Here is a 21,931-nt window from a genome sequence, read left to right on the forward strand (position 1 = left end):
GAGGTGCTTCGGCACCCCGGGCCCAATCCCGATCAAAGACCAACTGACGTCAGCACGGCGTACAGAACTGTCCTCAGGAGGACTGCAGTGGCGAAGGCGAAGTTCGAGCGGACGAAGCCCCACGTCAACATCGGCACCATCGGTCACATTGACCACGGTAAGACGACCCTTACCGCGGCCATCACCAAGGTGCTGCACGACGCGTACCCGGAGATCAACCCCTTCACGCCGTTCGACCAGATCGACAAGGCGCCGGAGGAGCGGCAGCGCGGTATCACCATCTCGATCGCGCACGTCGAGTACCAGACCGAGGCGCGTCACTACGCCCACGTCGACTGCCCGGGTCACGCGGACTACATCAAGAACATGATCACCGGTGCGGCCCAGATGGACGGTGCGATCCTCGTCGTCGCCGCCACCGACGGCCCGATGCCGCAGACCAAGGAGCACGTCCTCCTGGCCCGCCAGGTCGGCGTCCCCTACATCGTCGTCGCCCTGAACAAGGCCGACATGGTGGACGACGAGGAGATCCTGGAGCTCGTCGAGCTCGAGGTCCGCGAGCTCCTCTCGGAGTACGAGTTCCCGGGTGACGACCTGCCGGTCGTCCGCGTCTCCGCGCTGAAGGCGCTGGAGGGCGACAAGGAGTGGGGCGAGAAGCTCCTCGGCCTGATGCACCAGGTCGACGAGGCCATCCCGACCCCGGCCCGCGCCGTGGACCAGCCGTTCCTGATGCCGATCGAGGACGTCTTCACGATCACCGGTCGTGGCACCGTCGTCACCGGTCGTATCGAGCGTGGCATCCTCAAGGTCAACGAGACTGTCGACATCATCGGCATCAAGGAGACCAAGACCACCACCACGGTCACCGGCATCGAGATGTTCCGCAAGCTGCTCGACGAGGGCCAGGCCGGTGAGAACGTCGGTCTGCTGCTCCGTGGCATCAAGCGCGAGGACGTCGAGCGCGGCCAGGTCATCATCAAGCCGGGTTCGGTCACGCCGCACACCGACTTCGAGGCCCAGGCCTACATCCTGTCGAAGGACGAGGGTGGCCGTCACACCCCGTTCTTCAACAACTACCGCCCGCAGTTCTACTTCCGTACCACGGACGTGACCGGCGTCGTGACCCTCCCCGAGGGCACCGAGATGGTCATGCCGGGCGACAACACCGCCATGACGGTCGCGCTGATCCAGCCGATCGCCATGGAGGAGGGCCTGAAGTTCGCCATCCGTGAGGGTGGTCGTACCGTCGGCGCCGGCCAGGTCACCAAGATCATCAAGTAATTGATGCTCTGACACTTGACCTCTGGTCAGGGAGGGCTTGGTGGAGATCCCAGGATCTTCACCAAGCCCTCTGTCTTTGTGCGAAAAAGGATCAACTAGGATCGCGGCATATCGCCGGACTGAACCCGGGCGCAAGGGTGCCCGTGACAGGGGATGGGGTTTCTGGGTCTCGATGGAAAGACTCCGCACCATGGTGGCCGCGCGTACCTCGTCCGAGGAGGCCGCACCGGGTAGCACGCCCGGACCCGAACGCCCCGCCGCCGCAAGGACCGCCCGAAGCCTGCCGTTCCTGGCCGGCGCCCTGCTCGCGTCCTGGCTGGTCCCGACCGTGCTGATCCCGACCGGCCTCGGGATCGTGCTGCTGCCGCTGCTGGTCCTGGCCGTCGCCTCGGTGATCCGGGTCGGCGGCGTGCTGCTCGACCGGCTGGTCGCCGCGGCGTTGATCGTCGCCGGCGGCGTGCTCGTCACCGGCCTGCTCTTCTCGCTCTGGCCGTGGGGGCTTGACCCGGTCCCCACCTCCGGGGCGCTGTTCTCGATCGTGGCGCTGACCGGCTGGCTGGGCCGCCGCGCGCCCCGGCTGCCGCTGCGGTTCCGGCCCTCGGACCTGATGGTGCTCGGCGCCGGCTACGTGATGTGGCACTACCTGCACAAGCCGCTGGTCGGCAAGGGGCCGGGCTGGCGGCTGGAGTTCCTCACCACCTCCGAGGACCGGCTCAACCACTTCTCGTACTTCGTCGGCATCGAGCACGTCGGCGGCTACAACTTCCTGCACCAGGAGGCCGCCAAGGCCTACATGATGTCGGGGGAGGGGGTGTACCCGCAGGGGTCGCACTTCCTGCTCGCCTGGGTCGACTCGCTGGTCCGCTCCTCCGCGGACCTCGGCTCGACGCTCGACACCATGAACCGCTACCTGCTCTACGTCCTGGCGGCCTACGCGCTGCTCGGCGTGGCGCTGGTCTGGGCGGCCCGCTGGATCGGCGGACCGAGGCTGCGCGGCTGGCGCACCGCCGCAGTGTGCGGGACGGTCGCGGCGCTGGTGTTCTCCAGCAACTACACCGACCTGGTCACCCACGGCTTCGACTCGACGGTCATCGGCCTGCTCATGGTGGCCGTCCTCACCGCGTTCCTGGTGCGGCCCGCGCTGCGGACGCCGGAGTTCCTGCTGCTCGCCGGGTCCGGCCTGATCGCCGTCACCTACGTCTACAACCTGTTCGGCGCCGTCGCCGGGGTCGCCGTGGTGGCCACCCTGGTGGTCCACCGGCGGAGGTTCCGGCTCTCGCGCTGGCCGCTCTACGCGCTCCTCGCGGTGGTCGCGCTCGGGCTGGCCGCACTGCCGAGCGTGGTCTCCGTGCTGTCCGACCTCGACGTCGCCGGCACCTCCAACCTGGGCGGCCCGAGCGTCGGCGCCGACCGGACGATCCTGGTCGGCGGTCTGCTGCTGGCCCTGCTGGCCGCGGCGGCGCCGACCAACCGGCGCACCGGCACCGGCCGGGCGCACCTCGCGCTGGTGCTCGGCGCCGGGCTGGTGATCTGCGGCTTCGCCTGGTGGCAGATGCACACGATCGGGCACGTCTCGTACTACTTCGAGAAGCTGGCCGGCACCGGGGTGGTGATCGCGCTGGTCTCGATCGGCGCGGTCGGCCCGCTGCTGCGGACCACCTCGCCCGCCCGGGTGCCGGTCCTGCGGCGCCGGATCGGCGACGGCGTGCTCTCGGTGGTCGCGGTGGCGACGGCGCTCAGCCTGTTCGCCGGCGTCCAGTGGGGGATGGAGTCGTTCAAGGCGGGGCCCACCGCCTGGTCCCAGAACTCGTTGACGGCCTGGAGCCGGGGCGACTCCTGGAGCGACATCGGCCCGCGCGACGGCGCCACCGTCATGGCGGACCTCGACGGCATCTCCGAGCCGATGATGGTGCTGTACTCCAACGACGACTACAAGAACCTCAAGTCCACCTGGGTCACCGCGCTGCTGCGCGGGCGCGGCGGTGACATGCGGGCGCTCTACGAGGCGCACTGGGTGAACATCGGCGCCGAGCCCCGGAAGGAAGCGGAGCACCAGGCGGCGCTGGCCCACGTGAAGAAGGCCGCCGAGAAGCTCGGCGGGCCGATGACCGTGGTGGTCGCCGACCCGGCCACCGGGGACCTGCTGCGCAAGGAGCTGACCGGCTTCCAGCCGCGGATCACCGTGGTGGCCAAGCCGGGCAACAACTGGATCCACCCGTGGAACCGGAGCTTCCCCGGGGACTGATCCCCGGGCCCCGGCGAGGCCGGGGCGACCCGGCGCGGGGGCGCCGCCCGAGCAGGGTGGCGCCCCCCGCGGCCGTCCGGACCACCACCCCGGTGGCCGGACGGGATCTCACCCGGTGCTCATCGGGCCCCGCCGGGTCTCATCGGGGCCTCACCGCCGGCTGCTATTGTCGGCGGAAATCCAGCCTCACCAGCGGAAAGCGGGACCAACTCATGTCGACAGCGCCGCAGTTGTCGGTCGTCATGCCGATCTACAACGAGCAGGAGGCGCTTCCGCTGACCGTCGAGAGGCTGCGGCCGATCCTCGACGGGCTCGGGATCGACTACGAGGTGGTCGGCGTCGACGACGGCAGCACCGACGCCACCCCGGTGCTGATGCAGAAGATCCGGCAGGACTGGCCCGAGTTCCGGATCATCCGCTTCGCCCGCAACTCCGGCCACCAGGCCGCGCTCAAGGCCGGCCTGGACCGGGCGTTCGGCGACTACGTGGTGAGCATCGACGCGGACCTGCAGGACCCGCCGGAGAAGATCCCGGAGATGCTCTCGCTCGCCCGCGAGCAGAACCTCGACATCGTCTACGGCGTGCGCGGCGACCGCGGTACGGACAGCTTCTTCAAGCGGCGGACGGCCGGCGCCTACTACTGGCTGATGCGCAAGCTGGTCGGCAAGCGGATGCCCAGCCAGGCCGGCGACTACCGCCTGCTCAGCCGCGCCGCGGTGGACGCGCTCAAGGCGCTGCCCGAGCACCAGCCGGTCTACCGGCTGCTGGTGCCGTGGCTGGGCTTCCCCAGCGGCGAGGTGGTGTACGTCCGCGAGGAGCGGGTGGCCGGCGCGACGCACTACCCGCTGGCCAAGATGGTCCGGCTGGCCCTGGACAGCGTCACCAACTTCTCCGCCGCCCCGCTGCGGCTGGCCACCTGGCTCGGCCTGCTGAGCTTCGCGGTCTGCCTGCTGCTGGCGGTCTACACCACCATCTCGTTCGCGCTCGGCTCGACCGTGCCGGGGTGGTCCTCGCTCTTCATAGGGATGCTGTTCATCGGCGCCGTCCAGTTGATCTGCGTCGGCCTGCTCGGCGAGTACACCGGGCGGATCTACTCGGCGGTCCAGGCCCGCCCGGCGTACTTCGTCGGCTACGACTCGGCCGAGGAAGAACGACGGGACAACTCCTGATGAACATCACCGACGACCCGGCCCGGTCCGCGGAGACCGGCCGGGCGGCCCGTCGCCAGCTGCCGTCCTTCCTGGTCATCGGGGTTCTCAGCACGCTCTTCTACCTGCTGCTGTTCGTCGCCGCGCGCGGGTTCACCGGCGCGCAGGCCGCCAACCTGATCGCCCTCGCGGTCAGTGCGGTCGCCAACACGGCCGCCAACCGCCGCTTCACCTTCGGCGTCACCGGCAGCGAGGGTGCGCTGCGGCACCAACTGCAGGGCGCGGTGGCCTTCCTCATCGGGCTGGGCCTGAGCAGCGGCGCGCTCGCCCTGCTCGACCTGGCGGTGCCGAACGCCTCCCGGCCGGTCGAGGTGGCCGGGCTGGTCGTGGCCAACGGGCTCGCCACGGTGGTCCGGTTCGTGCTGCTCAAGGTCTGGGTCTTCCGGGGCCGTTGAGGGCTGCCCGGGCGCTGGGCCCGACACCGGCGGGTCCGGACATGCGAGGGCTCGGAAAGCCGAGGGCCCGGCCGCGTCGAACGCGACCGGGCCCTCGCGGGTCGTCCCCGGATCAGCCCTGGTGGGCCTTGCCGAGCCCGGCGCGGAACGCCTTGACGGCCTCGTAGTCCGGCAGCAGGCCGCTCGCCAGCGCCTCGGCGAGCGACGGCGCCTCGGCGTCCTTGGCGGACAGCTGCGGGGCCTCGGCCGGCCACTCGATGGCCAGGTCCGGGTCCAGCGGGTGCACGCCGTGCTCGCCGGTCGGGTTGTAGGTCTCCGAGCAGAGGTAGGTCAGCGTCGCGTCGTCGGTGAGCGCGCAGAACCCGTGGCCGAGGCCCTCCGAGATGTAGACGGCCTTGCGCTCGGTCTCGTCCAGGCGCACGCCCTCCCACCGGCCGAAGGTCGGCGAGCCGACCCGCAGGTCGACGATGACGTCCAGCACCGCGCCGCGCACGCAGGTCACGTACTTGGCCTGGCCGGGCGGGACGTCGGCGAAGTGGATGCCGCGGACGACGCCCCGGCTGGACAGCGAGAGGTTGGCCTGCGCCAGCTTCAGCGGGTGCCCGGCCACCTCGGCCAGCCGGTCGAAGCGGTACCACTCGGTGAAGTGGCCGCGCGCGTCGCCGTGCACCTGCGGGGTGAGCTCCCAGGCGCCCTCGATGGACAGCTCGCGGATCTTCATCGCGCGGCCTCCTCGTCCAGCAGCGCCACCAGGTACTGGCCGTAGCCGCTCTTCAGCAGGGGCTCGGCCAGCTCGCGCAGCTGCGCGTCGTCGATCAGGCCGGCCCGCCAGACCGCCTCCTCGATGCAGCCGATCTTGAAGCCCTGGCGCTCCTCGATGACCCGGACGAACTCCGAGGCCTGCACCATCGAGACGAAGGTGCCGGTGTCCAGCCAGGCGGTGCCGCGGTCGAGGATGGTCACGTGCAGGTCGCCGGCCTTGAGGTACGCCTCGTTGACGGCGGTGATCTCCAGCTCGCCGCGGGCGCTCGGCTTCAGGCCGCGGGCGATCTCCACCACGCGGTTGTCGTAGAAGTACAGGCCGGGGACGGCGTACCGGGACTTGGGCTCGGTCGGCTTCTCCTCGATGGAGATGACCTGGCCGTCCTCGTCGAACTCGACCACGCCGTACGCCGTCGGGTCGGCCACCGGGTACGCGAAGACCCGGCCGCCCTTGGCGTCGGTGTGCTCGGAGAGCCGGGTGCCCAGGCCGCTGCCGTGGAAGATGTTGTCGCCGAGGATCAGCGCCACGGGCTCGTCGCCGATGAAGTCGGCGCCCAGGACGAAGGCCTGGGCGATGCCCTCGGGGCGCTCCTGGACGGCGTACTCCAGGCGGAGGCCGAACTGGGAGCCGTCGCCCAGCAGGCGCTCGAACTGTTCCCTGTCGTTCGGGGTGGTGATGATCAGGATCTCGCTGATCCCCGCCATCACCAGGGTCGAGAGGGGGTAGTAGATCATCGGCTTGTCGAAGACCGGGAGGAGCTGCTTCGACACCGCCCGGGTCAGCGGCCAGAGCCGCGAGCCGGTGCCGCCGGCCAGAAGGATTCCACGCATGAGGTGCACCTTATTCGAGTCCGAAGGGACGGGTGAGGGCCGGGTCGGCGGGTCCCCGGCGCGACGGTAGACTACGGCGTACTATGCGCATCCTCGTGACCGGCGGTGCCGGCTTCATTGGTTCTGAATTCGTCCGCCAGCTTCTCGGCGCCGACACCACTGACCAGATCACGGTCTTCGACAAGCTCACGTACTCGGGCGTCGAGGCCAACCTGGAGCCGGTGGCGGGTCACCGCGGCTACTCCTTCGTCCGGGGCGACATCTGCGACGTCGACGCCGTCGACGCCGTGATGCCCGGCCACGACGTCGTGGTGCACTTCGCGGCCGAGTCCCACGTGGACCGCTCGATCGCGGGCGCCGGCCCCTTCGTGCTGACCAACGTGGTCGGCACCCAGGTCCTGCTGGACGCCGCCCGCAAGCACGGCGTCGGCCGCTTCGTGCACATCTCCACCGACGAGGTGTACGGCTCCATCAACGAGGGCTCCTGGACGGAGGAGTGGCCGCTGGTGCCGAACTCCCCGTACTCGGCCTCCAAGGCCTCCTCGGACCTGCTGGCGCTGGCCTACCACCGCACGCACGGCATGGACGTCGTGGTGACCCGCTGCTCCAACAACTACGGGCACTACCAGTTCCCCGAGAAGGTCATCCCGCTCTTCACCACCAACCTGATCGACGGCAAGAAGGTGCCGCTGTACGGCGACGGTGGCAACGTCCGCGACTGGCTGCACGTCTCGGACCACTGCCGGGGCATCGAGCTGGTCATGCGCGGCGGCCGCGCCGGCGAGGTCTACAACATCGGCGGCGGCACCGAGGCCACCAACAAGGAGCTCACCGGCCTGCTGCTGGAGGCCGCCGGCGCCGGTTGGGACATGGTCGAGCACGTGGCCGACCGCAAGGGCCACGACCTGCGCTACTCGATCGACATCAGCAAGATCCGCGAGGAGCTCGGCTACGAGCCGCAGGTCCGCTTCGAGGACGGCCTCGCCGCGACCATCGCCTGGTACCGCGACAACCGCGCCTGGTGGGAGCCGCTGAAGCAGAAGGCGGCGCTGCAGAAGTGAGCGCCACCGCCCCGGGCCAGGTCCGCTGGCTGGTGACCGGCGCGGCCGGCATGCTCGGCCGCGACGTGCTGAGCGTCCTGGCCGCCGACCCGCAGGCCGAGGTGACCGCCCTCGGCCGCGCCGACCTCGACATCACCGACGCGGCGGCCGTCCTGGCCGCCGTCGAGGGTCACGACGTCGTCGTCAACTGCGCCGCCTGGACCAACGTGGACGCCGCCGAGACCGAGGAGGCGGCCGCCACGGCCGTCAACGGCACCGGCGTGCGCAACCTCGCCGCCGCCTGTGCCAAGGCCGGCGCCCGGCTGCTGCAGGTGTCGACCGACTACGTGCTGCCCGGGGACGCCACCGAGGCGTACGCCGAGACCGCGCCCACCGGCCCGGTCAACGCGTACGGCCGCGGCAAGCTGGTGGGCGAGCAGGCCGTCGCCGAACTGCTCCCGGAGCGCGGCTACGTCGTGCGCACCGCCTGGCTGTACGGCGAGCACGGCAAGAACTTCGTCGCCACCATGCTGCGGCTCGCCGCCCAGCGCGAGACCCTGGACGTGGTGGACAACCAGCAGGGCCAGCCGACCTGGTCGCTGGCGCTGGCCCGGCAGCTGGCCGCGCTCGGCCGGGCCGCGCTCGCCGGGCGGGCCCCGGCCGGGGTCTACCACGGCACCGGCGCCGGCCGCACCACCTGGTGCGGGCTGGCCCGGGAGACGTACCGACTGAGCGGGCTCGACCCGGAGCGGATCCGCCCGACCACCTCCGCCGCGTACGTCACCCCCGCCGTCCGGCCCGCGTTCAGCGTGCTGGGCCACGACGGCTGGGCCGCCGCCGGCCTGAGCCCGCTGCCGGACTGGCGCGAGCAGCTCGCCGAGGCGCTCGGCACCCCCGCCTTCACCGAACTGGCCGCCGCGGCCCGGACATCCGAGAGCGACAGAGCGCAGTGACCAATCCGCTGACCAAGGTGGCCGCCGCGCTACCGCCGGGAACCCTGGCGGTGGCGGGCGGCACCGTCGTGCTCGGCGCGGCCTCGTACATCCACCTGGGTGTGGCGGGCCACAGCCTGTCCGTCGACGACATGGCGAACGTCTCCCTGCTGTGGACGATCGTGATGTCCGTCGGGATCGGCGTCTTCTTCCCGATCGAGCAGGAGCTGACCCGGATCGTCGCGGCCCGCGCCGCGCTCGGCCACGGCGCGGCCCCGGTGCTGCGCCGGGCCACCCTGCTGACCGGCGGGATCCTCGCCGCGGTGCTGCTGGTGCTCGGCCTCGGCTCGCGGAAGATCGCCGACGCGATGTTCCACGGCGACCGGTCGCTGGTGCTGGCGCTGGGCGGGGCGTTCCTCGGCATGGCGGTCTGCTACCTCACCCGTGGCGTGCTGGCCGGCCTCGGCAGGTTCGGCGCCTACGGCACCCAGCTCGGCATCGACGGCGGCCTGCGGATCGGGCTGGCCTTCGGCGCCGCCGTCGCCGGGGTGCACTCGGCGCTGGCGTTCAGCCTGATCCTGGCCGTCGCGCCGGTCGCGGCCACCCTGCTCACGTTGCCGCCGCTGCTGCGGGCGGTACGGCCCGGTCCGCGCGTCCCGTGGTCCGAACTCTGTTCCGGCCTGGGCCTGCTGATCTGCTCGACCCTGCTCTCCCAGGTTGTGGTGAACGCTGCGGTGGTGAGCACCAAGCTGCTCGCCCCGACGGAGTCGGCGCTGATCGCGGCGCTGCTCAACGCTCTGGTGCTGGCCCGCGTCCCGCTCTTCGTGTTCGGCTCGCTGCAGGCCTCGCTGCTCAGCGGGCTCTCCTCGGCGATCGCCGTCGGCGACCGGGCGGCCTTCAGCGGCATGCTCCGCCGGATCGGCCTCGTGGTCGGCGGGCTGGGCGTGCTCGGCGGGATCCCGGCGGTGGCCCTCGGGCCCTGGCTGATCCAGGTGCTCTTCGGCGCCAAGCCGGTGCTCGGCTGCCTCGACTTCTTCTGGATGTCCGCCGGCACCGTGGCGTACATGTTCGCGATGGTGCTCGGTCAGGCGTTGATGGTATTCAAGCGGCACAACCTGCAGCTGCTCTGCTGGGCGGTCGGTACCGCGGCCCTCGCCGGGGTCACCTTCATGCCCGGTGACGTGGCCACCCGCGTGGTCGTGGCGTACACCGCCGGATCGGTGGTCACGGTGCTCGGTATGCTGGCCGCGCTCAGGCGCAGCTTCCCCGGTTCGACGGCGAACCAGGCCGGTACCGCGCGGAGCACGTCGGAGCAGGCCGCGCCCACCATGACTGCCGGGGTGGTCGGCGAATGACCGTCTCACCCCCCGACATACAGATTGCCGCGCGCGAGCGCGCGAGACACCCCGAACATGGAGCCCCCGTGTCCCAGTACGACGATGTCTGGCTGGTGATCCCGGCCTACAACGAAGGCCAGGTGATCGCTGACGTTGTTGAGGGAGCGCGCAAGACGTTCCCGAACATCGTTGTGGTCGATGACGGCAGTGCGGACGACTCCGCCAAGCACATCATGTCCACGGGTGCGCACCTGGTGCGGCACCCGGTCAACCTCGGCCAGGGCGCGGCGCTGCAGACCGGCCTCGCCTACGCGCTCGCCCAGAACGGCGCCCAGTACTTCGCGACCTTCGACGCGGACGGCCAGCACCAGACGGCCGACGTCGAGAAGATGGTCGCCCTGCTCCGCACGGGCGAGGTCGACGTGGTCCTCGGCTCGCGCTTCATCGAGCAGAACGGCCAGGTGCCGTGGATCAAGCGGGTCGTCCTGCGGACCGCCGCGACGGTCAGCCCCACCGCCCGCAAGCTCAAGCTCACCGACTCGCACAACGGCCTGCGCGTGCTCAACCGTGAAGCCGCGGGCCGGTTGCGGATCACCATGAACGGCATGGCCCACGCCTCGGAGATCGTCAGCTTCCTGGCCGGCGCCGACCTGCGGGTGGCCGAGCTCCCGGTGGACATCCTGTACACCGACTACTCACGCGCCAAGGGTCAGTCCTTGATCAACGGCGTCAACATCATCTTCGACATCTCGCTTCGGGAGCGTGGCCGCCGATGAACTACTTCTGGATCCAGCTGGTTCTGATCGTGGGCGCGGTTTCCCTCGCGTTCATGTTCATCCGGCGCTGGGACCGCGCGAACACGCGCGCCTGGAAGCGCATCGCCTTCTCCGTCTTCGTGATCGCCAACATCTACGCGATCCTGCGCCCGAGCGACGTCACCTGGGTGGCCCACAAGTTCGGCGTCGGCCGCGGCACCGACCTGGTGCTGTACGTGATGGTCCTGGCCATGGGCTTCCTGACCCTGAACACCTTCCTGCGGTTCCGCTCGCTGGAGAAGAAGCTCACCGACCTGGCCCGCACCGTCGCGATCAACGAGGGCTCCCGGCTCAACGAGGAGCGCTTCGACCTGGACCTCCCGGTCTCCGTCCCGGTGAAGAGCAACGGAGCCTGACCGTCATGGCCACCTTCGAGTTCATGCTGCCGTACTACGGCGACGTGGCCCTGATGCAGGCCGCGGTGCGCAGCATCCTCAATCAGAGCGACCCGGTCCTGCGGCTGACCGTCATCGACGACGGCAAGGAGCCGGACGTCCCGGGCTGGTTCGCCGAGCTCGGCGACCACCGGGTGCGGTACCTGCGCAACGAGCAGAACCTCGGGATCACCAAGAACTTCCAGAAGTGCGTGGAGCTCTCCACGGCGGACCACGTGGTCATCATGGGCTGCGACGACCTGCTGCACCCGCACTACCTGGAGACCGTCCGGGCGATCCTCAAGGTCAACCCGGACCTGGGCATGGTGCAGCCGGGCGTCGAGGTGATCGACGGTGACGGCGTGGTCAGCTCCGGCCTGGCCGACAACGTGAAGGGCAAGCTCTACGCCCCGAACGTCAAGGGCCGGCGCCTGATGGGCGGCGAGGAGCTGGCCGCCAGCGTGCTGCGCGGCAACTGGCTCTACTTCCCGTCGATCTGCTGGCGGGGCGAGGCCCTGCGGGCGGTCAACTTCCGCGACGAGTACTCGGTCATCCAGGACCTCGCGCTGGTCGTCGACCTGCTGGAGCGCGGCGAGACGATGATGATCGACAACACCACCGTCGTCTTCCAGTACCGCCGCCACGCGGTCAGCGAGTCCTCGGTGCAGGCCTTCTCGGGCACCCGCTTCACCGAGGCGGAGCGCTACTTCAACGCGGTGGCCGAGCGGATGGACGCCCGCGGCTGGCCCAGGGCGGCGCGCGCCGCCCGGGTCCGCAGCGCCTCCCGCTTCCACGCGATCACGATGCTCCCCGGCGCCCTGCGCCGCGGCGAGAAGTCCGGCCTCAAGGTGCTCGCCAAGCACGCGTTCACCTCGGGCCAGCGCCACTAGCACCGCGTCCGCAGGGACGAAGGAGCCCGGCCCCACCGCTCAGGCGGTGGGGCCGGGCTCCTTTTCGGTACCGGTGCCGGGGCCGGCCCGCCCGGTTCAGCCCTCCAGCAGCGCCAGCACGTTGCCGACCACTCCGGAGGCCTTCGGCCGGACCGGGTACGGGTTGGCCGGGGAACAGCCCAGCGTGCCCTGGTCGGGCCCGTCGACCAGCCGCGTGGACAGATCACTCGGCTTCGAGCACTTGCCGTCCGGGGCGTACTGCGAGCAGTGCCCGTCGAAGCTCGCGGTGGTCTGCGCGTAGTAGGCGAGGTCGCCGCCGTCCCCCTTCATGTTCGGCATGAAGCGGTCGGCGGTGGCGGAGCCGGCCATCGCGTACAGCAGGCCGAGGGAGCAGAGCGCGCCGAGCGCGACCGCACGCGGGGTGAACCGGGCGAGTCCGCGGATCGGCACCGGCTCGTCGGCCTGGGCGCGGCGGGCGCCGAAGCGGCGGGCGGCCAGGTAGCAGGCGAGGCCGGTGAGCACGAGGGTGCAGTAGAGCAGTTGGGCGCTGGTGCGCGGGTAGAGCATCACCGCCTGGTTCTTCTCCATGTGGGAGGCGTACCAGTAGCGCATGATCAGGGCGCTGGCCGCACAGGCGGCGGTCACCAGGACGGAGGGGCGGTTGACGCCGAGGGCGAGCGCGACGCCGAGGCCGACGAGCAGCAGGATGGAGAAGAGGCCGACGCCGCCGAGCTCGCCGGGCAGCGGCCAGGTGCTCCAGGCGTCGCTGCCGGGCAGGTCGTCGCGCCACATCGCGAAGTAGGTCGGCTCGGCGTAGGTGTCGAAGTAGCAGTAACGGTCGACGGTGGAACCGGCCGAGGAGAGCAGGCGGACCAGGTAGCTTCCGGCTATCAGGAGGAAGACCCCGGTGGTGGCCAGGAGGGTGGCCCCGGCCGTCGCCAGCGCCCGGCCCCCGCCGTCCCGCCAGACCCGGACCACGATGACGACGGTCAGCACGATCACGCCGAGCGCCGACCAGATGAACCAGCCGGAGTACAGGATGAACAGCAGGCCGATCACCAGGCCGAGCCCGCCGCCCTGGACGGCGGCGCGCTTGCGGGGAAGCTCCGAGGAGCGCTGGAGCAGCTGTATGAACTTGCCGAGCACCGGGACGAGCGCGACCAGGACGAGGTTGGTGTACGGCTTGTACGGCTGCATCATCGGCAGCGAGGCGGTGACGCCGATGCCGAGCGCCCACAGCGGCGGGAGCATCAGTCGCCAGGCCAGGTACGCGAGCGGGCCGAGCAGGCCCATGAAGAGCAGCGAGACGATCTTCATCGCGTAGCCGACGTCGCCGTCGGTGAAGTACTCGGCGGTCCAGGCGATCAGGTGCGGGAACATCGGCGGGTAGGCGCCGTCGAGGGGCTTGCCCTGCATGAGGGCGCCGGCCCAGGCCTGCAGCGTGCCGGAGTCCCCGCCCTGCCCGTTGAGCGGCCACATGGTGTCGCGCAGGGCGAGCGAGACGCCGGCCGCGACGACGCCGGAGGAGAGCCCGGCGACGGCCGCCGCCCCGAACCGCAGCGGGGCGTCCGCCCAGCGGCGCATGGCCGGGACGCAGACCAGCAGGACGACGCCGAGCAGGAGCAGCAGTTGCAGCTGCAGCGCGGCCAGGCCGCTGACCTGGCCGATCCGGGTCATCGGGTTGAGGTCGACGAACCGGGCGAGGCAGGTCATCAGCAGCGAGGCCGCCAGGGCGACCAGACCCTCCAGGACCCAGAGCAGAAAGGCGCCGGGCGATGGTCTGTCCTTGACTCTTCGGCGTATCGGGGCCCGTCGGAGTTCGGTCGAGGTGGCCGCGGTCTGGAGGCTTGTCACTGCGAGGTCCTTTGTGGCCGGGCGATCGAGGAGGGACGAACTGAAGCCGAGCGTCCGGGACCGGTCGCTCATTTGCTCGACTGATTCTGCCAGGGGGTCAAACGCTTCCTGTGCACTGGTTGGACACATGTACGGACGTTCCATGGCGGTGGAACGGAGCAGTGCGCGCAAATCGGCGGAAACCCGCAGCGCCGGGCTCGCGCCGGGGGAGGAGACCGGGAGGAGGCCGCCGTGAGCGCCCCGGTACGGCCCGTGCCCGGGGCGGTTGTGGGGGCCGGTCGGGCGGACTCCGGCTGCCCGGTGGGGCCTTGGCACGCGGTACTGTCCTTCGAGGGCCCCGACCGCCCGTACCGCCCAGCAGCAGCCCGAAGTCCTACGGAAGTGAAGCGACATGACCGATCTGGCAACCGACCGGCTCCGCGGATCGGACGTGCCACCCGACGGGGCGGACCAGGCCCGCCCCGTCGACCCGGGGGCCGGCGACCGCTGGTTCGAGCGGCGCGGGGTGCTCGTGGCGGGGGAGATCCTGGTCAGCGTGGTGGCGGCGCTCGGCTTCACGCTGCTGTGCCGTCACATCAGCGTCAACCCGATGAACCGGATCGGGCAGGTCAGCGGCCTGGCCAAGATCCAGCAGTACGTGGCGATGGTCGGCCTGCCGATCCTGGCCGTCCTGGTCTACACCGCCTACCGGGGCGGGCTGCGCCGGCACGGCATCGTCCAGCGGCTGGTCTGCGCCGCGCTGGCGGGCCTGGCCACCGGCGTGGTGGCCGGCGGCGTGGTGGTCGCGCTGCGCGGCACCCCGTGGCCGCTCGGCGGGCAGGAGGGCGACCCGAGCGTCCTGATCGACATGGCGACGTCGATGATGCACGGCAAGGGCATCTCCGGCGTGTACCCGCCGCTGTTCCCGGCGGCGATCGCGATCTGGTCCAAGCTGCGTTACGGCGGGGTCGGCGGCGCCGGCTTCGCCCTGCACGACCTGCAGATCATCTGCAGCGCGCTGGTCGGCCCGATGAGCTACCTGGCCTGGCGGCTCATGCTGCGGCCGTTCTGGGCGCTGGCCATCGCGGTGCCGTCCGCGCTGGTCTTCCTGGACCCGATCCGCCCGTACAGCCACGTGACGATGATCGTCCTGCTGCCGCTGCTGGCGGCCTGCCTGCGCGAGCTGCGCCGGGCGGGGGAGCTGTCGACCCGGGCGCTCTGGCTGCGCGCCCTCGGCTTCGGCGCGGCCTTCGGCATCCTCTTCCTCTGGTACTCGGGCTGGTACCTCTGGTCGGCGCCGGGCGTCTTCCTGCTGACCCTGTTCGTCTTCCCGTGGCGGCGCGGCAAGCAGACCGTCCGCCGCGGGTTGCTGTTCCTGGGCGTCACCGTGGGCACCGCCGGGGTGATAGGCGCGCCGCTGCTGTACCAGATCGTCAAGCTCGGCGCGGACACCCCCGACCGCTACGCCTACATCGTCAACTACGTCGACCCGACGTACGTGCTCGGCTGGATGTCGGACCGCAACGGCGGGCTGACGTACCACAACTGGCCTCAGTCGGGCGAGCTGGCCGGCCAGACCGGCTTCGCCATCATGCTGGTCGCGGCGGTCGGCATCGGGGTGGGCCTGGGCCTGCGCAGCATGGTGGTCCGGGTGGCGGCGGCGGTGCTGGCCGGGGCCTGGTTGCTGCGGTTCTGGTTCGCCTCGCACATGGCGCACGAGCAGATGATCCAGCTGTACCCGCGGACCACCTGGATCATCATGTACTGCCTGCTGATCCTGGCCGTGGTCGGGCTGATGACCGGCCTGGAGCGCGGCGCCGGCTGGCTGGAGCGGCTGCTCCGTTCGAACGGCCGCGCGGCCTCCGCCGGGCCGGCGATCCCGCGCCGGGTCACCAAGCAGCTGGCCGCCGGTCTGATCTGCGCGCTGGCGCTGTTCGCGACGATGGGCGCCTCCTGGTCGGTCGACCGCTACATGCCGCAGGCGGAGTCCACCAACAGCATGGGCCTGGACGCCTGGCGGGCGCACACCATCAAGAAGAAGGACGGCACCTGTCCGAAGTTCTCGCCGGTGGCGAAGTGCGCGGACATCATCACCAAGGACTGGAAGCCGGAGACCGACAAGGGCTTCATCTGGTGCGCCAACGTGAGCACCGAGGACTGGCCGGCGGTCTGCGGCCGGCAGGCCCCCTGGGTGAACGAACAGAAGAAGTAATCCGCACGAGCGACCAGCGGGGCCGGTGAGGGGTACCTCACCGGCCCCGATTGGCATCCGGGCTGCTCCATGTGGCAGTATGTCCAAGTTGCTCGGTTGAGTGCCGATGCTGCGCGTCTCCCGCCGGGAGGACTGGAAGCGAGTCCCATGTACTCGTCGTTCCCGTGATGGCCGTTAAGCGTGAAGTCGACGCCACGGCAGCTGCGGGGCGAAAGTACGGGAATCTTCCGGGAAGCGTGTGCGGGGCCTCGGCCCGGCGCCCCCCAACCCCGAAGGTTTGAAGCCGACGAGTTTTTCGCCGGTTTTTTGCAAGCGCGAGTGCGACACGCCCGAGCGCGGGGGTCGGAGGGTGGTCGTGCAGTGACTAGGACAAAGGACTACTGAGTAGCCATGGCGGGACAGAAGATCCGCATCCGGCTCAAGGCCTACGACCACGAGGTCATCGACTCTTCGGCGAAGAAGATCGTCGAGACGGTGATCCGTACTGGTGCGCAGGTCGCGGGCCCGGTGCCGCTGCCCACTGAGAAGAACGTGTACTGCGTCATCCGCTCGCCGCACAAGTACAAGGACTCGCGCGAGCACTTCGAGATGCGTACTCACAAGCGTCTGATCGACATCCTCGACCCCACGCCGAAGACGGTTGACTCGCTCATGCGTCTCGACCTGCCGGCGGGCGTCGACATCGAGATCAAGCTCTGAGAGGCGCACCGAAGATGGCTAAGCAGATTAAGGGCATCCTGGGCGAGAAGCTCGGCATGACCCAGGTCTGGGACGAGAACAACCGGGTCGTTCCGGTGACCGTCGTCAAGGCTGGGCCCAATGTCGTGACCCAGGTCCACACCGCCGACAGTCCGGCCGGCTACGACGCCGTCCAGATCGGCTTCGGCGAGATCGACCCCCGCAAGGTGAACAAGCCCCTCGCGGGCCACTTCGCCAAGGCCGGTGTCACCCCGCGCCGCCACCTGGTCGAGCTCCGCACCGCGGATGCTTCCGAGTACACCCTCGGCCAGGAGATCACCGCGGAGCTGTTCGAGGCGGGTGTCCGGGTCGACGTGACCGGCACCTCCAAGGGCAAGGGCTTCGCCGGTGTCATGAAGCGCCACAACTTCCGGGGCCTCGGCGCCGGTCACGGTGTGCAGCGCAAGCACCGCTCGCCCGGCTCGATCGGTGGCTGTGCCACCCCGGGTCGCGTGTTCAAGGGCGTGAGGATGGCCGGCCGGATGGGCCACGAGCGTGTGACCACCCAGAACCTGACCATCCATGCCGTTGACGCGGAGAAGGGGCTGCTCCTGATCAAGGGCGCAATCCCGGGCCCGAACGGCGGCCTCGTCCTCGTCCGCACCGCGGCGAAGGGGCTGTGAGGATATGAGCACCATTGACATCCTGTCGCCCTCGGGCGACAAGACCGGCAGCCTCGAGCTGCCGGCCGAGATCTTCGACGCGAAGGTCAGCGTTCCGCTGATGCACCAGGTCGTCGTGGCGCAGCTCGCTGCGGCCCGTCAGGGCACCCACAAGACCAAGACTCGTGGCGAGGTCCGCGGTGGCGGCAGGAAGCCGTACCGCCAGAAGGGCACCGGCCGCGCCCGTCAGGGCTCGACCCGTGCGCCGCAGTTCGCCGGCGGTGGCGTCGTGCACGGTCCCGTGCCGCGCGACTACTCGCAGCGGACCCCGAAGAAGATGATCGCCGCCGCCCTGCGCGGTGCGCTCACCGACCGGGCCCGCCACAACCGCATCCACGTCATCACCGACGTGACCGCGACCGAGGCGCCGTCGACCAAGGCCGCCAAGAGCCTGTTCGGCAAGATCACCGAGCGCAAGAACGTCCTTCTGGTCGTCGAGCGCGCGGACGAGCTGGGCCTCAAGTCCGCTCGCAACCTGCCGCACGTGCACATCCTGGACGCCGGTCAGCTGAACACCTACGACGTGCTCGTCTCCGACGATGTGGTCTTCACCCAGGCCGCCTTCGAGCGTTTCGTGGCGGGTCCCGCCGCGTCCGCCAAGGCCGTGGCTGCTGAGGGCGAGCTCGAAGGGAGCGCCGCCTGATGGCTGCAGAGATCACGAGCAAGACGTTCACGGACCCCCGTGACGTCCTGGTGAAGCCGGTCATCTCGGAGAAGAGCTACTCGCTCCTCGACGAGAACAAGTACACGTTCGTCGTGTCGCCCGGTGCCAACAAGACCCAGATCAAGCAGGCCGTCGAGGCGGTCTTCTCGGTCAAGGTCGAGTCCGTCAACACGCTCAACCGTCAGGGCAAGCGCAAGCGCTCCAAGACGGGCTTTGGCAAGCGCAAGGACACCAAGCGCGCCATCGTGACGCTGGCTGAGGGCAACCGCATCGACATCTTCGGTGGTCCGGTCTCCTAACGGGGATCGTGATCGTCGATAAGGACGAGGACGAGAGAGCCAAATGGGCATCCGCAAGTACAAGCCGACTACGCCGGGCCGTCGTGGCTCCAGCGTGGCCGACTTCGTAGAGATCACGCGGTCCACGCCGGAGAAGTCGCTGGTTCGCCCCCTGCACAGCAAGGGCGGCCGTAACAACGCCGGTCGGATCACCGTTCGCCACCAGGGTGGCGGTCACAAGCGCGCCTACCGCGTGATCGACTTCCGTCGTCACGACAAGGACGGCGTGCCGGCCAAGGTCGCGCACATCGAGTACGACCCGAACCGCACCGCGCGCATCGCGCTCCTGCACTACGCGGACGGCGAGAAGCGCTACATCATCGCGCCGCGCGGCATCGCGCAGGGTGACCGGGTCGAGAACGGCGCTGGCGCCGACATCAAGCCGGGCAACAACCTGCCGCTGCGCAACATCCCGGTCGGTACCACCATCCACGCGGTGGAGCTGCGTCCCGGTGGCGGTGCCAAGCTGGCCCGCTCCGCCGGTTCCGGCATCCAGCTGCTCGCCCGTGAGGGTCGCATGGCGCACCTGCGCATGCCCTCCGGTGAGATCCGCCTGGTCGACGCGCGTTGCCGCGCGACCGTCGGCGAGGTCGGCAACGCCGAGCAGTCGAACATCAACTGGGGCAAGGCCGGCCGCATGCGCTGGAAGGGCGTCCGCCCGACCGTGCGTGGTGTCGCCATGAACCCGATCGACCACCCGCACGGTGGTGGTGAGGGTAAGACCTCTGGTGGCCGCCACCCGGTCTCGCCGTGGGGCCAGAAGGAGGGTCGCACCCGTCGCCCGAAGAAGGCGTCGGACGCTCTCATCGTGCGCCGCCGCAAGACCAACAAGAAGCGCTAGGAGCAGGTCAGATGCCGCGCAGTCTCAAGAAGGGCCCCTTCATCGACGGCCACCTTCTCAAGAAGGTGGACGCGCAGAACGAGGCGGGTACCCAGAACGTCATCAAGACCTGGTCCCGTCGCTCCGTGATCTTCCCGGCCATGCTCGGCCACACGATCGCGGTGCACGATGGCCGTAAGCACGTCCCGGTGTTCGTCACCGAGTCGATGGTCGGCCACAAGCTCGGCGAGTTCGCGCCGACGCGCACGTTCCGCGGTCACGTCAAGGACGACCGCAAGTCGAAGCGTCGCTAGTCGCCAGCGAGATTACCGACTCAATGACTTACACCAGCAAGGGGACAACCATGGAAGCCAGGGCCCAGGCGCGGTACATCCGCGTCACGCCCATGAAGGCCCGCCGCGTGGTGGACCTCATCCGTGGCCTGCCGGCCACGGAGGCCCAGGCCGTCCTGCGTTTCGCTCCGCAGGCCGCCACCGTGCCCGTCGGCAAGGTGCTCGACAGCGCCATTGCCAACGCCGCGCACAACTACAACCACTCCAACGTGGACGACCTCGTCATCAGCGAGGCGTACGTTGACGAGGGCCCGACCCTGAAGCGGTTCCGTCCGCGTGCCCAGGGTCGTGCCTACCGGATCCGCAAGCGGACCAGCCACATCACCGTGGTCGTCAGCAGCAAGGAAGGGACCCGGTAATGGGCCAGAAGGTTAACCCGCACGGGTTCCGCCTCGGCATCAGCACGGACTTCAAGTCCCGCTGGTACGCCGACAAGCTGTACAAGGACTACGTCAAGGAAGACGTCGCCATTCGTCGCATGATGACGAAGGGCATGGAGCGCGCCGGCATCTCCAAGGTCGAGATCGAGCGCACCCGCGACCGCGTCCGCGTCGACATCCACACCGCGCGCCCCGGCATCGTCATCGGTCGCCGTGGCACCGAGGCCGACCGCATCCGCGGCGACCTCGAGAAGCTGACCGGCAAGCAGGTCCAGCTGAACATCCTCGAGGTCAAGAACCCCGAGCTGGACGCCCAGCTCGTGGCTCAGGGCGTCGCGGAGCAGCTGTCCTCCCGCGTCTCCTTCCGCCGTGCCATGCGCAAGTCGATGCAGGGCACCATGAAGTCCGGCGCCAAGGGCATCAAGGTCCAGTGCTCCGGTCGTCTCGGCGGCGCCGAGATGAGCCGTTCGGAGTTCTACCGCGAGGGCCGTGTGCCGCTGCACACCCTGCGCGCGAACGTCGACTACGGCTTCTTCGAGGCCAAGACGACCTTCGGCCGCATCGGTGTGAAGGTCTGGATCTACAAGGGCGACGTCAAGAACATCGCCGAGGTCCGCGCTGAGAACGCCGCTGCCCGCTCGGGCAACCGCCCGGCCCGTCCCGAGGGTGGTCGTCCCGCCCGCGGTGGCGAGCGCCGTGGTGGCGAGCGCGGTGGCCGTGGCCGTCGCCCCGCCGCTGCCGAGGCCTCCGCGGCCCCGGTCGCCGAGGCTCCGGCTGCCGAGAACACCGGAACGGAGGCCTGACTCCAATGCTGATCCCCCGTCGGGTCAAGCACCGCAAGCAGCACCACCCCAAGCGCCGCGGCGCCGCCAAGGGTGGCACCGAGCTCGCCTTCGGCGAGTACGGCATCCAGGCCGTCACCCCGGCCTACGTGACGAACCGGCAGATCGAGTCCGCTCGTATCGCCGTCACCCGTCACATCAAGCGTGGCGGCAAGGTCTGGATCAACATCTACCCGGACCGTCCGCTCACCAAGAAGCCGGCCGAGACCCGCATGGGTTCCGGTAAGGGTTCGCCCGAGTGGTGGATCGCGAACGTGCACCCGGGTCGGGTCATGTTCGAGCTGTCGTACCCCAACGAGAAGGTGGCTCGTGAGGCGCTGACCCGCGCTGCTCACAAGCTCCCGATGAAGTGCCGGATCATCCGGCGCGAGGCAGGTGAGAGCTGATGTCGGCCGGCACCAAGGCTGCTGACCTCCGCGAGCTGGACAACGAGGGTCTCGTTGCCAAGCTCCGTGAGGCCAAGGAGGAGCTGTTCAACCTCCGCTTCCAGGCGGCGACCGGGCAGCTCGACAACCACGGACGGCTCAAGCTCGTCCGTAAGGACATCGCGCGGATCTACACCCTGATGCGCGAGCGCGAGCTGGGCATCGAGACGGTGGAGAACGCCTGATGACTGAGAACACCAACGAGACGCGCGGTTTCCGCAAGACCCGTGAGGGTCTCGTCGTCAGCGACAAGATGGACAAGACCGTCGTCGTCGCCGTCGAGGACCGCGTCAAGCACGCTCTGTACGGCAAGGTCATCCGCCGTACGAACAAGCTGAAGGCGCACGACGAGCAGAACGCGTGCGGCATCGGTGACCGGGTCCTCCTCGCGGAGACCCGCCCGCTGTCCGCGACGAAGCGCTGGCGCGTCGTCGAGATCCTCGAGAAGGCCAAGTAACGAAGTTGATGCGGTACGGCCGTATGTGCATCAGGCCCCTTGCGGGCGCTGGTGTGAGCAGCGGCCGGCCCCTCAGCTCTCGTTGACGATCAGGAGA

General features: G+C 69.8%; 25 protein-coding genes. 22 read left to right on the top strand and 3 right to left on the bottom strand.

What is annotated here, in order from left to right:
- Positions 1 to 87 precede the first annotated feature (87 nt).
- From tuf to ACIOJE_RS02220, 4 genes are all read left to right on the top strand, one after another.
- On the top strand, positions 88 to 1,281 hold the full coding sequence (tuf, locus tag ACIOJE_RS02205; RefSeq protein ID WP_280675177.1) for an elongation factor Tu: 1,194 nt from the start codon (positions 88 to 90) through the stop codon (positions 1,279 to 1,281).
- 190 nt (positions 1,282 to 1,471) lie between these two features.
- Complete coding sequence (locus ACIOJE_RS02210; protein WP_400772726.1) at positions 1,472 to 3,526, top strand: hypothetical protein; 2,055 nt, start codon at positions 1,472 to 1,474, stop codon at positions 3,524 to 3,526.
- A gap of 212 nt (positions 3,527 to 3,738) precedes the next feature.
- Positions 3,739 to 4,695 (top strand): glycosyltransferase family 2 protein, encoded by a 957-nt coding sequence (locus ACIOJE_RS02215; protein WP_400772728.1) that lies wholly within the window; start codon positions 3,739 to 3,741, stop codon positions 4,693 to 4,695.
- Positions 4,695 to 5,129 carry a GtrA family protein gene (locus tag ACIOJE_RS02220; protein ID WP_400772730.1) on the top strand — a complete coding sequence of 145 codons (435 nt, stop codon included), beginning with the start codon at positions 4,695 to 4,697 and terminating at the stop codon, positions 5,127 to 5,129. Before ACIOJE_RS02215 ends, ACIOJE_RS02220 begins: the two co-directional genes overlap by 1 nt.
- A 112-nt stretch (positions 5,130 to 5,241) precedes the next feature.
- On the opposite strand, the gene rfbC is transcribed toward ACIOJE_RS02220, so the two are convergent.
- Together rfbC and rfbA are read right to left on the bottom strand one after the other, a co-directional pair.
- Complete coding sequence (gene rfbC / locus ACIOJE_RS02225; protein ID WP_400772824.1) at positions 5,242 to 5,844, bottom strand: dTDP-4-dehydrorhamnose 3,5-epimerase; 603 nt, start codon at positions 5,842 to 5,844, stop codon at positions 5,242 to 5,244.
- Positions 5,845 to 5,846: 2 nt separating this feature from the next.
- Complete coding sequence (gene rfbA / locus ACIOJE_RS02230) at positions 5,847 to 6,722, bottom strand: glucose-1-phosphate thymidylyltransferase RfbA (protein WP_280675167.1); 876 nt, start codon at positions 6,720 to 6,722, stop codon at positions 5,847 to 5,849.
- 83 nt (positions 6,723 to 6,805) lie between these two features.
- Here rfbA and rfbB point away from each other — a divergent pair, with 83 nt between their 5' ends.
- The 6 genes from rfbB (at position 6,806) to ACIOJE_RS02260 (ending at position 12,110) form a co-directional block, all read left to right on the top strand.
- Positions 6,806 to 7,783 (top strand): dTDP-glucose 4,6-dehydratase, encoded by a 978-nt coding sequence (gene rfbB, locus ACIOJE_RS02235; protein WP_280675165.1) that lies wholly within the window; start codon positions 6,806 to 6,808, stop codon positions 7,781 to 7,783.
- On the top strand, positions 7,780 to 8,715 hold the full coding sequence (gene rfbD / locus ACIOJE_RS02240) for a dTDP-4-dehydrorhamnose reductase (protein ID WP_400772732.1): 936 nt from the start codon (positions 7,780 to 7,782) through the stop codon (positions 8,713 to 8,715). The genes rfbB and rfbD overlap by 4 nt, the downstream gene beginning before the upstream one ends.
- Positions 8,712 to 10,049 carry a hypothetical protein gene (locus ACIOJE_RS02245; protein ID WP_280675162.1) on the top strand — a complete coding sequence of 446 codons (1,338 nt, stop codon included), beginning with the start codon at positions 8,712 to 8,714 and terminating at the stop codon, positions 10,047 to 10,049. Before rfbD ends, ACIOJE_RS02245 begins: the two co-directional genes overlap by 4 nt.
- A gap of 68 nt (positions 10,050 to 10,117) precedes the next feature.
- Entirely contained in the window at positions 10,118 to 10,807 is a 690-nt protein-coding gene (locus ACIOJE_RS02250) for a glycosyltransferase family 2 protein (protein ID WP_280675159.1), read from the top strand.
- Complete coding sequence (locus tag ACIOJE_RS02255; RefSeq protein WP_280675157.1) at positions 10,804 to 11,202, top strand: DUF2304 domain-containing protein; 399 nt, start codon at positions 10,804 to 10,806, stop codon at positions 11,200 to 11,202. The genes ACIOJE_RS02250 and ACIOJE_RS02255 overlap by 4 nt, the downstream gene beginning before the upstream one ends.
- 5 nt (positions 11,203 to 11,207) lie before the next feature.
- On the top strand, positions 11,208 to 12,110 hold the full coding sequence (locus ACIOJE_RS02260; RefSeq protein WP_400772734.1) for a glycosyltransferase family 2 protein: 903 nt from the start codon (positions 11,208 to 11,210) through the stop codon (positions 12,108 to 12,110).
- Positions 12,111 to 12,206: 96 nt separating this feature from the next.
- Here ACIOJE_RS02260 and ACIOJE_RS02265 read toward each other — a convergent pair whose 3' ends face one another.
- Positions 12,207 to 13,964 carry a hypothetical protein gene (locus tag ACIOJE_RS02265; protein WP_400772735.1) on the bottom strand — a complete coding sequence of 586 codons (1,758 nt, stop codon included), beginning with the start codon at positions 13,962 to 13,964 and terminating at the stop codon, positions 12,207 to 12,209.
- Positions 13,965 to 14,355: 391 nt separating this feature from the next.
- Here ACIOJE_RS02265 and ACIOJE_RS02270 point away from each other — a divergent pair, with 391 nt between their 5' ends.
- From ACIOJE_RS02270 to rpsQ, 12 genes are all read left to right on the top strand, one after another.
- Positions 14,356 to 16,155: a hypothetical protein gene (locus ACIOJE_RS02270; RefSeq protein WP_280675150.1), complete on the top strand. Its 1,800-nt coding sequence runs from the start codon at positions 14,356 to 14,358 to the stop codon at positions 16,153 to 16,155.
- 390 nt (positions 16,156 to 16,545) lie between these two features.
- Positions 16,546 to 16,854: a 30S ribosomal protein S10 gene (gene rpsJ, locus ACIOJE_RS02275; protein WP_012785157.1), complete on the top strand. Its 309-nt coding sequence runs from the start codon at positions 16,546 to 16,548 to the stop codon at positions 16,852 to 16,854.
- Between the two features lie 14 nt (positions 16,855 to 16,868).
- Positions 16,869 to 17,516 (top strand): 50S ribosomal protein L3, encoded by a 648-nt coding sequence (gene rplC, locus ACIOJE_RS02280; RefSeq protein ID WP_280675148.1) that lies wholly within the window; start codon positions 16,869 to 16,871, stop codon positions 17,514 to 17,516.
- A 4-nt stretch (positions 17,517 to 17,520) separates the two neighbouring features.
- On the top strand, positions 17,521 to 18,198 hold the full coding sequence (gene rplD, locus ACIOJE_RS02285) for a 50S ribosomal protein L4 (RefSeq protein ID WP_280675146.1): 678 nt from the start codon (positions 17,521 to 17,523) through the stop codon (positions 18,196 to 18,198).
- A complete protein-coding gene (gene rplW / locus ACIOJE_RS02290) occupies positions 18,198 to 18,518 on the top strand; it encodes a 50S ribosomal protein L23 (RefSeq protein WP_063348967.1) in 321 nt (106 codons plus the stop codon). Before rplD ends, rplW begins: the two co-directional genes overlap by 1 nt.
- A gap of 43 nt (positions 18,519 to 18,561) precedes the next feature.
- Positions 18,562 to 19,398: a 50S ribosomal protein L2 gene (rplB, locus tag ACIOJE_RS02295; RefSeq protein ID WP_280675144.1), complete on the top strand. Its 837-nt coding sequence runs from the start codon at positions 18,562 to 18,564 to the stop codon at positions 19,396 to 19,398.
- Positions 19,399 to 19,409: 11 nt separating this feature from the next.
- A complete protein-coding gene (gene rpsS / locus ACIOJE_RS02300; protein ID WP_030055821.1) occupies positions 19,410 to 19,691 on the top strand; it encodes a 30S ribosomal protein S19 in 282 nt (93 codons plus the stop codon).
- Positions 19,692 to 19,741: 50 nt separating this feature from the next.
- Positions 19,742 to 20,089 (top strand): 50S ribosomal protein L22, encoded by a 348-nt coding sequence (gene rplV / locus ACIOJE_RS02305; RefSeq protein WP_030055822.1) that lies wholly within the window; start codon positions 19,742 to 19,744, stop codon positions 20,087 to 20,089.
- Entirely contained in the window at positions 20,089 to 20,913 is an 825-nt protein-coding gene (rpsC, locus tag ACIOJE_RS02310) for a 30S ribosomal protein S3 (protein WP_188306763.1), read from the top strand. Before rplV ends, rpsC begins: the two co-directional genes overlap by 1 nt.
- Before the next feature lie 5 nt (positions 20,914 to 20,918).
- Positions 20,919 to 21,338 (top strand): 50S ribosomal protein L16, encoded by a 420-nt coding sequence (gene rplP / locus ACIOJE_RS02315; RefSeq protein WP_030055824.1) that lies wholly within the window; start codon positions 20,919 to 20,921, stop codon positions 21,336 to 21,338.
- Positions 21,338 to 21,562: a 50S ribosomal protein L29 gene (gene rpmC, locus ACIOJE_RS02320; RefSeq protein WP_063348970.1), complete on the top strand. Its 225-nt coding sequence runs from the start codon at positions 21,338 to 21,340 to the stop codon at positions 21,560 to 21,562. The genes rplP and rpmC overlap by 1 nt, the downstream gene beginning before the upstream one ends.
- Positions 21,562 to 21,834: a 30S ribosomal protein S17 gene (gene rpsQ / locus ACIOJE_RS02325; RefSeq protein ID WP_110670527.1), complete on the top strand. Its 273-nt coding sequence runs from the start codon at positions 21,562 to 21,564 to the stop codon at positions 21,832 to 21,834. Before rpmC ends, rpsQ begins: the two co-directional genes overlap by 1 nt.
- Positions 21,835 to 21,931 lie beyond the last annotated feature (97 nt).

The organism is Kitasatospora sp. NPDC087861 (genome assembly GCF_044742585.1).
GTDB lineage: Bacteria > Actinomycetota > Actinomycetes > Streptomycetales > Streptomycetaceae > Kitasatospora.